The organism is Rhizobium metallidurans (genome assembly GCF_014196505.1).
Taxonomy (GTDB): Bacteria; Pseudomonadota; Alphaproteobacteria; order Rhizobiales; family Rhizobiaceae; genus Rhizobium; species Rhizobium metallidurans.
The window spans coordinates 92,742-105,343 of sequence record NZ_JACIDW010000005.1 but is presented as its reverse complement, the minus strand read 5'-3'; the positions used below and the strand labels follow the sequence as shown (position 1 = coordinate 105,343).

Annotated in this window: 11 protein-coding genes; 3 read left to right on the top strand and 8 right to left on the bottom strand. The window is 63.2% G+C overall.

What is annotated here, in order from left to right:
* Positions 1–66: 66 nt before the first annotated feature.
* A complete protein-coding gene (locus tag GGQ67_RS11105; RefSeq protein ID WP_183900228.1) occupies positions 67–1,926 on the bottom strand; it encodes a CHASE2 domain-containing protein in 1,860 nt (619 codons plus the stop codon).
* Positions 1,927–1,932: 6 nt separating this feature from the next.
* Positions 1,933–2,460, bottom strand: a complete 528-nt coding sequence (locus GGQ67_RS11100) for a FecR domain-containing protein (RefSeq protein ID WP_183900227.1) — start codon at positions 2,458–2,460, stop codon at positions 1,933–1,935.
* A 268-nt stretch (positions 2,461–2,728) separates the two neighbouring features.
* On the opposite strand from GGQ67_RS11100, the gene GGQ67_RS11095 reads away from it, so the two are divergent.
* Both GGQ67_RS11095 and GGQ67_RS11090 read left to right on the top strand, forming a co-directional pair.
* Positions 2,729–4,441, top strand: coding sequence for a methyl-accepting chemotaxis protein (locus GGQ67_RS11095; protein WP_183900226.1), 1,713 nt, complete (start codon positions 2,729–2,731; stop codon positions 4,439–4,441).
* 204 nt (positions 4,442–4,645) lie between these two features.
* Positions 4,646–5,409, top strand: a protein-coding gene (locus tag GGQ67_RS11090; protein WP_183900225.1) for an IS5 family transposase whose coding sequence is annotated in 2 segments (ribosomal slippage) — positions 4,646–4,973 and positions 4,973–5,409 — 765 coding nt in all. Because the reading frame shifts where the segments join, the coding sequence is not laid out codon by codon here.
* On the opposite strand, the gene GGQ67_RS11085 is transcribed toward GGQ67_RS11090, so the two are convergent.
* From GGQ67_RS11085 to GGQ67_RS11060, 6 genes are all read right to left on the bottom strand, one after another.
* Positions 5,402–5,728, bottom strand: coding sequence for a type II toxin-antitoxin system PemK/MazF family toxin (locus GGQ67_RS11085; protein WP_183900224.1), 327 nt, complete (start codon positions 5,726–5,728; stop codon positions 5,402–5,404). The genes GGQ67_RS11090 and GGQ67_RS11085 overlap by 8 nt on opposite strands.
* A complete protein-coding gene (locus GGQ67_RS11080) occupies positions 5,725–5,931 on the bottom strand; it encodes an antitoxin MazE family protein (RefSeq protein ID WP_183900223.1) in 207 nt (68 codons plus the stop codon). The genes GGQ67_RS11085 and GGQ67_RS11080 overlap by 4 nt, the downstream gene beginning before the upstream one ends.
* A 64-nt stretch (positions 5,932–5,995) precedes the next feature.
* Positions 5,996–7,624 (bottom strand): CTP synthase, encoded by a 1,629-nt coding sequence (gene pyrG, locus GGQ67_RS11075; RefSeq protein ID WP_111561478.1) that lies wholly within the window; start codon positions 7,622–7,624, stop codon positions 5,996–5,998.
* A 182-nt stretch (positions 7,625–7,806) separates the two neighbouring features.
* Complete coding sequence (secG, locus tag GGQ67_RS11070) at positions 7,807–8,355, bottom strand: preprotein translocase subunit SecG (RefSeq protein ID WP_183900222.1); 549 nt, start codon at positions 8,353–8,355, stop codon at positions 7,807–7,809.
* A gap of 106 nt (positions 8,356–8,461) precedes the next feature.
* Positions 8,462–9,232, bottom strand: a complete 771-nt coding sequence (gene tpiA / locus GGQ67_RS11065) for a triose-phosphate isomerase (RefSeq protein ID WP_183900221.1) — start codon at positions 9,230–9,232, stop codon at positions 8,462–8,464.
* 152 nt (positions 9,233–9,384) lie between these two features.
* On the bottom strand, positions 9,385–10,275 hold the full coding sequence (locus GGQ67_RS11060; RefSeq protein ID WP_183900220.1) for a dienelactone hydrolase family protein: 891 nt from the start codon (positions 10,273–10,275) through the stop codon (positions 9,385–9,387).
* A gap of 219 nt (positions 10,276–10,494) precedes the next feature.
* Between GGQ67_RS11060 and parE the strand changes: the two genes are divergently transcribed.
* On the top strand, positions 10,495–12,582 hold the full coding sequence (gene parE / locus GGQ67_RS11055) for a DNA topoisomerase IV subunit B (protein ID WP_183900219.1): 2,088 nt from the start codon (positions 10,495–10,497) through the stop codon (positions 12,580–12,582).
* Positions 12,583–12,602: the final 20 nt, after the last annotated feature.

Sequence of the window (12,602 nt, the reverse complement as noted above, 5' to 3'; positions counted from 1 at the left end):
CGGTGCGCCGTCCGGAACTTGCCGGTTGAAAAGTTGGGCTGTTCCTACTGCGTCACACGACAAATGTCAAAGCGGATGTCCGCGCCACAGAAAGACATCGATGCTTTCGGCGCGACCCCGGATCCTGGCGGAGACCGGGCCTCCGAGATCACCCTGCTGGCTGGGCGTTGCCTCCGCCCCCGCCGCGCTCATCAACGCGGCGCTGAGCGCCAGCTCGAAACCGCGACTTGCCGCCACTTCCATCAGGCGGCTCGCGACGTTGACGGTATCGCCGGTCGCGGTGATCTGCTGGCGCGCACCGGTGCCAAGACGCGACGCAACGACGGGGCCGCAATGGGCGCCGATCTTGAAGCCGATCTTGCGCCCGGAGAGCCCCGGATCGGCTGAAAGCCACGCCCTCAGGCGGTTACCAAGCCCGACGGCGCAGGCAGCCGCCCGCAAGGCGTCGTCGTCGGCTGGTCGCGGCAACCCGAAGAGGATCATCGCGCCGTCGCCCATGAAACTGGTGATCGCGCCGCCATGAGCACGCGCCTCGTCATCGACGAGCTCGAAGAAGCCACTCAGCACCTGTTGCACCCGTGCCGCGCCGATCGCCTCGCTCAATCCGGTGAAGCCAGACAGGTCGACGAACACCGCCGAGGCTTCCTGACGCACCGGGCGCGACAAGAAGGATGGATCACGCGCAAGCCATTCGCCGAGGCCGGGCGCCTCGATTCGCTGGAGGAGATCGCTTTGCGCCGCGAAATGCGTGGCGCGGCGGCGATCCAGCCACAGTTCCATCGCGCCGAACAACAACACCGGCGGCAGCGTCGCGGCGATCGGCAGCGCGGCGCTGAACCAGTAGCCATGCGAAAAGGCGACGACGTTGAACACCAGCCACGCCAGCACCACGGCGGCGATGGCGCTATATGCCGCGGCGCTGCGCCGCCAGCCGAGCAGACTGATAACGAGTACCGGTAGCATGACGCCGAGCAGCGCGTCGAAGGAGCGCACATTGCCGTCGCGCACGATGTTGTCGCCTGATATCAACCGGGTGATAGCCGTTGACATCACCTCGACGCCGGGCAGAACCGGATCGAACGGCGTCGGAAAGACATCGCCGCCGCCAGTCACGGTCGAGCCGATCACGACCACCCTGCCCTCGATCGCCTCGGCATCGATCCCACCGGCCAGCGCATCGGCTGCGCTGAAAGTGGGGATCGTTCCGCGCGGACCGTAGAAGGTCAGCGGCAGGCGCTGCCCGACATCGGTGGGAAGACGTCTGTCGCCCAAAGTCAGGGTCGCGGGCGTGAACGCCGGATTGACGCCAAGCGCCAGCGACGCGACGCGCAACGGAAACGAGGCATCGACCCGCTGCGCGCCGCGCGAGATCAGCGGAACATAGCGCGGCGTACCACCCTGGTCGGTCGACACGTTGACGACGCCGATAGCAGCGGAATCGGCGAAGCGGGCGATCGGCAGCATCATCCGATCCGCCACCGGAATGGTCGCCAGCGGGTCTTCGGCGCTCGATGTCACCGACTGGACACTTAAGGGAAAGACACCGGCCGCGGCGACGACGCTCGGCACGCTCTTCAGCGCATCGGCCAGCGCCCGATCACCCTCCTCGGGACCCGGATCGACGAGCAGCAGGTCAAGCGCGATGACCTTCGGCTTGAGCGCGCCGATGGTTTCCACCAGGCGCGCAAGTGTTGCCCTGCTCAAGGGGTATCCATTGGCACTCGCCGTCCGATCATCGATCGCGACGATGCTGACGACCGAGGGCGCGCTGACCGGCCCGAGAAGATGGCTCCTGAGGTCGGCCAGCGATGCTTCCATGCGGTCGAGAAAGCCGGCATTGCCCTGCATGTGGAGATAGCCGAGCGCGCCGGCCCAAAGGGCGGCCGCGATCATCGATATCGTCATAAGAAGCCGTCTGGCCTGCATGGGCGACTACTGGCCCAACCGCGCGAGAAGCGCCGCCGCGCGCGCCTGCGGCCAACGCCGCACGGTGAGCGCACCACTGTTGCTCGACACGTCCACGCCCTCGCCCGGCGCCAGCACGACCGTCGACCTTGCCGACGGCCTGCCGACGGCGACACGGCCGCGCACCACGAAGACCGATGTGGTGCCGTTCTTGACGTCGACGGCCCAACGCGTACCGCGCACGGCGGCGATCGCCTGTGGCGTCACCACCTGGAAGCCATTGCCGCGCCTGGCGCGATCGACATCGACGAGCACCGCCTTTTCGCGCAACGACACCGAATCGGGGCGACCGTCGCCGTTGCTGTCGACAAGCCTGAAGCGCGCGCCACCTTCGGCGGTGACAGTCACACCATCGGCGCAGCGCATGATCTGGCGCGACGAGCCCGCGACGCGCTCGAGCGCGCAGCCAGCCGACTGAGCCGGTGCGATATCCGCCCAGAGCAGGATCGTCGCGGCGATGATCACTCCCGGTCTATGGATCGATCCGATCGGCATAACGTCCCCTCCGCCAACTTGGAAGCCGGCAAAAACAGTGATTGCCCATTTTAACCACGAGCCGCGTGCACCCGCAATCTATCGCAGTCCGCGAGCAGGCACTCAACGGCCGATTGATCCGTCCCCGCTCGATCTACACCGGCCCTCTACCAAAGGTCGCATAATCCAAAAAACTCAACACTAATAGAGATTTAGCGAATATTTACTCAAATCCCATAGATTCGCCCGGCGTGCGGTTTGGCACGCTTGGCATATCGGGGTTTGTCCAATGGTCGGATTTCTATCAAGCATCGGCTCTTCCAGCAGCGCGGTGCTGGACGCGCTAAACAAGTCGCAGGCAATCATCGAATTCGATCTCAACGGAAAGATTCTGACGGCCAACGAGAATTTCTGCAAGGCGGTCGGTTATGAGCTCGGCGAGATCGTCGGCAAGCATCACAGGATGTTCGTCGATCCGGCCGAGGCGAACTCGAAGGAGTATGCCGATTTCTGGGCGCGTCTCGGCGAAGGCAAGTTCGACCAGCGCCAGTACAGGCGCATCGCCAAGGGCGGCCGCGAGATCTGGATCGAGGCGACGTACAATCCGATCTATCGCGGCAGCAAGCCCTACAAGGTGATGAAGTTCGCGACCGATATCACCGCCGCCAAGAAGCAGGCGGCCGAGGACAAGGGCAAGCTCGAGGCGCTGTCGCGCGCGCAGGCGGTGATCGAGTTCACGCCTGAAGGCAACATCATCACCGCCAACGAGAACTTTCTATCGACGCTCGGCTATTCGCTCGGCGAGATCGTCGGCAAGCATCATGCGATGTTCTGCGAAGACGATTACAGCCGCAGCCCGACCTACAAGGCCTTCTGGGCAAACCTCGCCGCCGGCAAGTTCGCGGCCGACCAATTCAAGCGGATCGGCAAGGGCGGGCGCGAGATCTATATCCAGGCTTCCTACAACCCGATCCTCGATGCCTCCGGCCGCGTCTTCAAGGTCGTGAAGTTCGCGACCGATGTCACCGAGCGGATGAAGGTCGTCAACGATCTCGGCGCCGGGCTTGCCCGCCTCTCCGAGTGCAATATCCGGCAGACGATCGACGAGCCCTTCGTCGGCGAATTCGAGACGTTGCGCCGCGATTTCAACACCTCGATCGGCGCGTTCCAGGCGACGCTGGTGAAGGTGCTGCAGCAGACCAACGCGCTGAACGGCAACAGCCAGGAAATGCGCGACGCCGCCGAACAGCTCTCGGCCCGGACAAGGGAACAGGCGGTCTCGCTGGAGGAGACGTCGGCGGCGCTTGAAACGGTCACGGCGACCGTCAAGTCCTCGACCGAGAACACGCAGGCGACGCGCAAGCTGGTGCAGAGCGCGCGCGCCTCTGCCTCGACGTCCGCCGCCGTGGTGCGCGAGACGATCACCGCCATGCAGCGGATCGCCTCGGCGTCGAAGGAGATCGGCCAGATCATCGGCGTCATCGACGAGATCGCCTTCCAGACCAACCTTCTGGCGCTCAATGCCGGCGTCGAGGCGGCGCGCGCGGGCGAAGCCGGCAAGGGTTTCGCCGTCGTTGCCCAGGAAGTGCGCGAACTGGCGCAGCGCTCCGCCAAGGCCGCCAAGGAGATCAAGGGCCTGATCGAGAATTCCGGCAAGGAAGTCAATGAAGGCGTTCGCCTCGTCGATGCGACCGGCACGGCGCTGAACGAGATCGAGACCTTCGTCGAATCGATCGACACCAACATGACCGCGCTGGCGACGGCCGCCGCCGAGCAATCGACCGGCCTTTCGGAGATCAACAACGCGGTCTCGCAGATCGACCGGATGACGCAGCAGAACGCCGGCATGGTGGAGCGCACGACCGGCATCAGCTCGGAACTCGCATCGGGTGCGGCGTTGCTCGCCGAGCTGGTCAACCACTTCAAGCTCAATCGGCGCGGAGCGATCCGCGATCAGGGGACGCAATCCGGAGCTCCCGCGCGGGGACAGCGCGCGGCCTGAGGCGGCGAGGTGCAGATTTGGGAATGACGGAGCCGCCGCATCGTTGGATGTCGGCGGTTTTTGCTTTCGCAAGCTGACGGGCGTTTCCAAAGCGACCGCTTAGGCAAATCCCAGGAAAAGGGCTAGGCTTTAGTGACAATTTAACGATCCGGGATTCCATTTGAGTTGCAAATCAGATTCAAGGCTGACTTTTGGAGGTCGGCGATGGATGGTGAGGTTCTTCGAGATGACCAGTGGGAGCGGCTGAAGCCGTTTGTGCCCGGTGGTCGCAAAGGCAGGCGCGGTCCTCGCAGTGATGGGCGCCGGTTCTTCGACGCGATACTGTGGCTTGCCCGGTCCGGAGCGCGCTGGCGTGATCTGCCGGAAGACCGTTTCGGCCCCTATCAGACGGTCAAACGGCGCTATTACCGTTGGATCGAGCAGGGCATATTCGACCGGATTTTCGAAGCCGTTTCTGTCGATCCGGACATGGAGTGGTTGTCCATCGACGCCACGGTTATCCGGGCGCAGGCCCAAGCCGCCGGCGGGCGGCGAAAAAGGGGGGAGCGCAAGCCCAGGCTCTCGGCCGCTCCCGAGGTGGATTTGGCAGCAAAATCCATGCGGTAGTCGATGCACTGGGATTGCCGGTTCGCTTTCAACTCGGCCCTGGTCAACAAAACGACATGGCACCGGCTTGCGACCTTATCCGCGCTCTGCCAGCCAAACAGGTGCTCGCGGATCGCGCCTATGATGCCGACAGCTTGCATGACATCATTCTTGATCAAGGCGGCGAGCCAGTCATTCCGCCACGCCGACATCGCAAGCACCAACATGCCTATGATCGCCTTGCCTACAAGCAGCGATGGGGCATTGAGAGCTTCTTCGCCAAGCTCAAACAATGGCGGCGTATCGCAACGCGCTACGACAAGCTCGCCCACAACTTCCTCGGCTTCATAAAGCTCGCAAGCATCATGCTATGGATCAAATAGTTAAATTGTCACCACAGCCTAGAAGGCTGCTGATTGAAAGCATAGTATCACCGTCAAGACTGCCGAACGTTGGGCCAACCTTTTCGCGCCGAACGGTCATCGTCTTATCGATCATGACTTGCGAAATCTTCCTTAGTCCGTTCTCAGCGTTCGGCGCCACTGTCACGCGGACGAGCGGTGCGTCGATCAAGGTGCCGGAGAGAAGCAGCACGGTAACGTTGAAAGTCAGATCGAATTGGTCGGCTTGAATGATGAGCGCGGGACGCGGTTTTCCAAAATCCCCTTGCATCGAGACGGTGACAAGATCACCTCGTCTCATTCTTCGTCATCGATGTCGGCAAGTGCTTCGTCCATGAAGGAGCCGAGATCGGCATCCGTCTCATCAGCTTTTGCTATCAGCAGTGATTGACGGCGGCATTCCTCAGCAAATCCGGGCGCACGTGTGTCAGGCACCCAAATTCGGACGGGCCGCATCCCGGCCGCCTTGAGCGTTTCCTGCCTCTTGCGCACTGCAGACGTCATCGTCGCCTCCTTCTGTCTTCTACAAGATGGAAGCGACGATGAAATTCGTCAAGCTCGGGCTGGATCAGACCAACCGGCTCTGCTCGGTCGCCGCTTCGATGAAGCTCTTGAACAGCGGGTGTGGTTCGAGCGGGCGCGACTTCAGTTCCGGGTGGTACTGCACGCCGATGAACCAGGGATGGTCAGGATATTCGACGGTCTCGGGCAGCACGCCGTCCGGCGACATGCCGGAGAAGACGAGGCCGCAGTTTTCCAGGCGGTCCTTGTAGTCGATGTTGACTTCGTAGCGGTGGCGGTGGCGCTCGGAGATGTCGGTCGAGCCGTAGATCTCGGCGATCTTGGTGTCCTTCTTGAGCGCGGCCTTGTAGGCGCCGAGGCGCATGGTGCCGCCGAGGTCGCCGGCCGCGTTGCGCTTCTGCAGCTCGTTGCCCTTGACCCATTCGGTCATCAGGCCGACCACCGGCTCGTCGGTCTTGCCGAACTCGGTCGACGAGGCCTTTTCGATGCCGGCCAGATGACGGGCGGCTTCGACGACTGCCATCTGCATGCCGAAGCAGATACCGAAATAGGGAACATTGCGCTCGCGTGCGAACTGGGCGGCCAAAATCTTGCCTTCCGAGCCACGCTCGCCGAAACCGCCGGGCACGAGGATGCCGTGGACCTTTTCGAGGTAGGGCGCCGGATCTTCCTTTTCGAAGACTTCCGATTCGATCCACTCGAGATTGACCTTCACACGGTTGGCGATGCCGCCATGGTGCAGCGCTTCGATCAGCGACTTGTAGGCGTCCTTGAGGCCGGTGTACTTGCCGACGATCGCGATCGTGACCTCGCCCTCGGGCGTGCGGATGCGATTGCAGACCTCTTCCCAGGAATCGAGACGCGGCTTGGGCGCCGGTTCGATGCCGAAGGCGGCCAGAACTTCGTTGTCGAGGCCTTCCTTGTGGTAGGCGATCGGCACGTCGTAGATGTTGGCGACGTCGAGCGCCTGGATGACGGCGCTCTCGCGGACGTTGCAGAACAGCGAGAGCTTGCGGCGCTCGGCTTCCGGGATTTCGCGATCGGCGCGCACTAGGAGGATGTCGGGGTGGATGCCGAGCGCCTGCAGTTCCTTGACGGAGTGCTGGGTCGGCTTGGTCTTCAGCTCGCCGGCTGCCGGGATATAGGGCATCAGCGTCAGGTGAACATAAACCGCCGTGCCGCGCGGCAGGTCATTGCCGAGCTGGCGGATGGCTTCCATGAAGGGCATCGCCTCGATGTCGCCGACGGTGCCGCCGATTTCGCAGATGACGAAATCGTATTCGTCATTGCCCTCGATCACGAAATCCTTGATCTCGTTGGTGACGTGCGGGATCACCTGAACGGTCGCGCCGAGATAGTCGCCGCGGCGTTCCTTGTCGATGATGTTCTTGTAGATGCGGCCGGTGGTGATGTTGTCGGTCTTGGTGGCCGAGCGGCCGGTGAAGCGCTCGTAGTGGCCGAGATCGAGATCGGTTTCCGCGCCATCGTCGGTGACGAAGACTTCGCCGTGCTGGGTCGGGCTCATGGTGCCCGGATCCACGTTCAAATAGGGGTCGAGTTTGCGCAGCCGCACCCGGTAACCACGGGCCTGCAGCAACGCTCCGAGAGCGGCGGCCGCAATTCCTTTACCGAGAGAGGAAACCACGCCGCCAGTGATGAATACGTATCGCGCCATGGGAGCTACCGCTTACCTTTTCAAAAACGATTCCACCAGCCCTAAAATTCATGTCCTGAATTTTAGGGCTCCAATTTAACAGCATTCTTCCCGCGGTTGCCGGGCGATCGCTGTCGGTGACTTCAAGACAAAAGAAAACCGGCAGACCCTGGGGCCTGCCGGCGGTGTATGTGTCGTGCGGCTTACTGGCCGCTCGGAGCAGTCGCCGGGGCCGGAGCGTCAGGCGTGGTGGCCTGCGGTGCTGCCGGAGCGGTTTCAGTCGCTGCCGGGGCCGGCGTGGTCGCGGCGGGAGCCGGTGCGGTGGCTGCAGGGGCAGCCGGAGCGGTCGCGGCGGGAGCCTGAGCGGCTGGAGCAGCAGGTGCGTCGCCGCCGGTCGGAACACCGTTGCCGGCAGGAGCCGCGGGAGCCGCCGGAGCGGCGGCGCCGTTCTGCTGGCCGCCAAGCGAATCGAGAATGCCGTTGCCCTGCCCGCTCGTTGCCGGAATGCGGTTCAGGATATCCGTCGGACGGCTTTCGTAGCGGTTCAATACGCCGAGGCCGAGCGAGGTGATGAAGAAGAGTGCTGCGAGGATCGCGGTCGTGCGGGTCAGCGCATTTGCCGTGCCGCGCGCCGACATGAAGCCCGAACCGCCGCCGATACCAAGGCCACCGCCTTCGGAGCGCTGGATAAGCACAACGCCGACAAGCGCCAGCACGATCATGAGATGAATGACAATCAATACGGTCTGCATGGGTCCAGTCCTGCCGGCGCGAAGCGGGCATAAAGTAAAATTCTGGCGCTCTTTACATGAGGTGATCCGCTATTCCAAGCCCTTCGGCCTGGAATATACACGCATCTCAAGAGAGCAACGCCTCGTATGCGCCGTAGATGGCGAGGAAATCGGTTGCTTTCAAGCTCGCGCCGCCGATCAGCGCGCCGTCGACATTGGCGACGCCCATCAGTTCCCAGGCGTTGCCTGGCTTGACCGAGCCTCCGTAGAGGATGCGGAACTTGCGGCCGTTGTCGCCGAAGCGTGCGACCAGCTCGGCGCGCATGAAGGCATGCGCCTTCTCGACGTCCTCGACGGTTGGCGTCACACCGGTTCCGATCGCCCAGACGGGCTCGTAGGCGATCACGGTGGTTTCGGGCGTGGCGTTCTCCGGCACGGAGGCCGACAGCTGCCGCTTGATGATATCGAGCGTCTGGCCCGCCTGGCGCTCGGCCGCGGTCTCGCCGATGCAGACGATCGCGGTGAGATCGGCGGCGGCGGCGGCTTCCGCCTTGGCGCGCACCAGATGGTCCGTCTCTGCGTGATCGGTACGACGTTCGGAATGGCCGACGATGACATAGGTGCCGAAGCAATCGGCGATCATTTCGGCCGAGATATCGCCGGTATGGGCGCCTTCGGGGTTCTGGTGGCAATCCTGCGCGCCGATGGCGAGCGGGCTATCGGTGCAGAGCGCGGTCGCGACGTAGAGCAACGTCGCCGGCGGGCAAATCAGCGCTTCCACCTTGTTGGAAAGAGGACCCTGCACGCCCGAAGCAATCGCCTTTATCTGATCCAGCGAGGCACGCGTGCCGTTCATTTTCCAGTTTCCCGCCACAAGCGGGCGCACGTCAGGTGTCATGCCGGCCTTCCCCATTTCTCGGTCAGGACGGCCTTAGCAAAAGCATGCGGCAATGAAAAGGTTTCGGACGCTTACGTAAGGGAAATTGCGGCGTTTTGCGGCGCAAATGCTTAAAATTTGTCGGCCGCGTTGCCTAAACCATGGCTGGCCCCTCAATTTTTGGAGGCCAGTATCCAGTTCAGCGTCCGGCGCCAGTCGATCATGCGGATCGGCGTGCCGTGATTTCCCGTCTGGTACAGGGTGAAATGCGTCGGATAGCCCGATTTGACCAGCGTTTCGAAGAGCGCCTGCTGGTCGGCGGCGGCATAGGTCGGATCGCGGCTGCCATGGGCGAACCAGAGCGGCAGCCTGGCCTTGTAGAAGGCGCTCTTCGCAAAATCGGGATCGGCGACGCCGCTCATGATGACCATTCCCTTGAGCCGCTTTACCGTTTCGGCGTCACGCGTCGCACCCCAGCAGATCTGGCTTCCCATGGAGGCGCAGGTGAGGATGATCGGCCGGCCCGGCGCCTGGGCGCTGGCATAGCGCACCAGGCCGGCGACGGCGGTCACGCCATCGCTGTCGAACGTCTTGACCGAGGGCGCGTAATAGACGCCACCATTGCCGGCGACGAGGTTCTTCAGCCGGTTGAAATTGCCGCCGAAGGTGTAATCGTTGACGCCGAGGCGGCGGTCGCCGTTTCGGCCGTGGACGAAGATGACCGTAAAGGCGGCGCCAGTGCTCGGCCCTACCCTCGCAACGTCGAGCTTGACGCCGTCGAGCGACAGCGTCTCGTTGTTCTGCAGCTTGCGGATGCCGAGCGAGACGTATTTCTGCTGCGTGCGTTTTTCCGGGATCTGGTCGCGACCGTTGATGTCGCGCATCTCGTCGTAATCGATGACATCGAAGGCGCCGTCATTGCCGGTCTGAAGCGTCGTCTGCGTCGAGAACAGGTCGTCCTTGAACGGCGGCAAGGTGTCGGCTGTGCTGATATCGGCGTGTGCGAACATGAAAAAGGCCGCAATTGCTGTGATCGTTATGCAATGACTTGTGGACATTCGCATGCGCAAGGTTCCCTGATGCGTCTGGCCGCTTGCCATTCGGCGACCCAGGACGCAAATCATTTCTTGAAGAAAGTCCGCCCGACGAGGCGGCGTCGCGTATCGAGGTGCTTTCTGGCAGACTCTGCCTGATTCGCAAACGTGGCATGAATTGCGGTGATTTTGGGTCGGGCTCAAGCGCAAGCGGCCAGCCCACGACAAGATGAAGATCTGAACGGCTCCATGGACGATAGCAACGACCTCTTTTCCGGAATGCCCCTGACCAAGAAGCAGGAGGATGCGCCCCAGCCGGCCGAGACGGCACCCGCTGCCGCTCCGGCTGCGCCGAGCGCTGCCGCCAGTGCCGCGCCACGGCAGGCGCCGCCGGCGAGCTCCACGTCCGAGGACTACGGCGCCTCGTCGATCCGCGTTCTGGAAGGTCTCGAGCCGGTCCGCATGCGGCCGGGCATGTATATCGGCGGCACCGACGAAAAGGCCCTTCACCACCTCTTCGCCGAAGTCATCGACAACTCGATGGACGAAGCGGTCGCCGGCCACGCCAATTTCATCGAAGTGCATCTCGACGCGATGGGCTTCCTGACCGTCAGCGACAACGGGCGCGGTATTCCGGTCGAGAACCACCCGCAGGTTCCCGGCAAGTCGACGCTCGAAGTCATCATGACCAAGCTGCATGCCGGCGGCAAGTTCGACGGCAAGGCCTACGAGACATCGGGCGGTCTGCACGGCGTCGGCGTGTCGGTCGTCAACGCGCTCTCGGATGTTCTCGAAGTCGAGGTCGCGCGCAATCGCAAGCTCTATCGCCAGCGCTTTTCGCGCGGTATTCCGCAGGGTGGCCTTGAGGAACTGGGCGACGTTCACAACCGCCGTGGTACGCGCGTGCGCTTCCATCCGGACCCGCAGATCTTCGGCGATCACGCCAAGTTCGATGCCGGCCGCGTCTTCCGCATGGCGCGCTCGAAGGCCTATCTGTTCGGCGGCGTCGAGATCCGCTGGAGCTGCGATCCTGGTGTCGTCGCAGAAGGCGGCGAGATCCCCGACAAGGCGGTCTTCCACTTCCCCGGCGGCCTGAAGGATTATCTGCAGGCGACGATGGGCAAGGAGTTCACCGTCACCCGCGAGATCTTCGCCGGCAAGACGGAGAAGACCAGCGGCCACGGCTCGCTCGAATGGGCGATCACGTGGTATGGCGGCGACCCGCAGGTTCACTCCTATTGCAACACTATTCCGACACCCGAAGGCGGCACCCACGAGGCCGGCCTTCGCATCGCGCTGACCAAGGGCCTCAAGGCCTATGGCGAGCTGACGCAGAACAAGCGAGCCGCACAGATCACCACGGACGACGTGATGATCTCGGCCGTCGGCATGCTCTCGGTCTTCATCCGCGAGCCGGAATTCGTCGGCCAGACGAAGGACAAGCTTGCCACGGTCGAAGCGCAGCGCATCGTCGAAAACGCGCTGCGCGACCCCTTCGACCACTACCTCGCCGACAATCCGAACGAAACGGCCAAGCTGCTCGACTGGGTCATCGAGCGCGCCGAGGAGCGCCTGCGCCGCCGCAAGGAAAAGGAAGTCAACCGCAAGACCGCCGTGCGCAAGCTGCGCCTGCCCGGCAAGCTTGCCGACTGCTCGCAGAACACCGCCCAGGGCGCCGAACTCTTCATCGTAGAAGGGGATTCGGCCGGTGGCTCCGCCAAGCAGGCGCGCAACCGCGCCAACCAGGCGATCCTGCCGCTGCGCGGCAAGATCCTGAACGTCGCCAGCGCCGGCCGCGAAAAGCTTGGCGCCAACCAGCAGCTCTCCGACCTCGTCCAGGCCCTCGGCTGCGGCACGCGCTCGAAATACCGCGAGGAAGACCTTCGCTACGAACGCATCATCGTCATGACCGATGCCGACGTCGACGGGGCGCATATCGCCTCGCTGCTCATCACCTTCTTCTATCAGGAGATGCCCGAGCTCGTTCGCGGCGGTCACCTGTTCCTCGCCGTTCCGCCGCTCTACAAGATCACGCAGGGCGCCAAATCGGCCTATGCGCGTGACGACCGTCACCGTGCCGAGCTGATGGAGACGGAGTTCAAGGGCAAGACGAAGGTCGAGATCAGCCGCTTCAAAGGTCTCGGCGAAATGCTGCCGGCGCAGCTCAAGGAAACCACCATGGACCCAAGCAAGCGCACCATGCTGCGCGTGCTGATCGACGAGGTGGATTTCGAGGGCACGCGCACGGCGGTCGACGATCTCATGGGCACGAAGCCGGAAGCCCGCTTCCGGTTCATCCAGGATCGCGCAGCGTTCGCGGAAAACCTCGACATCTGACGCCGAGATCCGATGGAAGA

Excerpts from the sequence above, each read along its gene's own strand:
- GGQ67_RS11105 (WP_183900228.1), bottom strand. The coding sequence starts at position 1,926 with ATGCAGGCCAGACGGCTTCTTATGACGATATCGATGATCGCGGCCGCC.
- GGQ67_RS11100 (WP_183900227.1), bottom strand. The coding sequence starts at position 2,460 with ATGCCGATCGGATCGATCCATAGACCGGGAGTGATCATCGCCGCGACG.
- GGQ67_RS11095 (WP_183900226.1), top strand. The coding sequence starts at position 2,729 with ATGGTCGGATTTCTATCAAGCATCGGCTCTTCCAGCAGCGCGGTGCTG.
- GGQ67_RS11085 (WP_183900224.1), bottom strand. The coding sequence starts at position 5,728 with ATGAGACGAGGTGATCTTGTCACCGTCTCGATGCAAGGGGATTTTGGA.
- GGQ67_RS11080 (WP_183900223.1), bottom strand. The coding sequence starts at position 5,931 with ATGACGTCTGCAGTGCGCAAGAGGCAGGAAACGCTCAAGGCGGCCGGG.
- pyrG (WP_111561478.1), bottom strand. The coding sequence starts at position 7,624 with ATGGCGCGATACGTATTCATCACTGGCGGCGTGGTTTCCTCTCTCGGT.
- secG (WP_183900222.1), bottom strand. The coding sequence starts at position 8,355 with ATGCAGACCGTATTGATTGTCATTCATCTCATGATCGTGCTGGCGCTT.
- tpiA (WP_183900221.1), bottom strand. The coding sequence starts at position 9,232 with ATGACACCTGACGTGCGCCCGCTTGTGGCGGGAAACTGGAAAATGAAC.
- GGQ67_RS11060 (WP_183900220.1), bottom strand. The coding sequence starts at position 10,275 with ATGCGAATGTCCACAAGTCATTGCATAACGATCACAGCAATTGCGGCC.
- parE (WP_183900219.1), top strand. The coding sequence starts at position 10,495 with ATGGACGATAGCAACGACCTCTTTTCCGGAATGCCCCTGACCAAGAAG.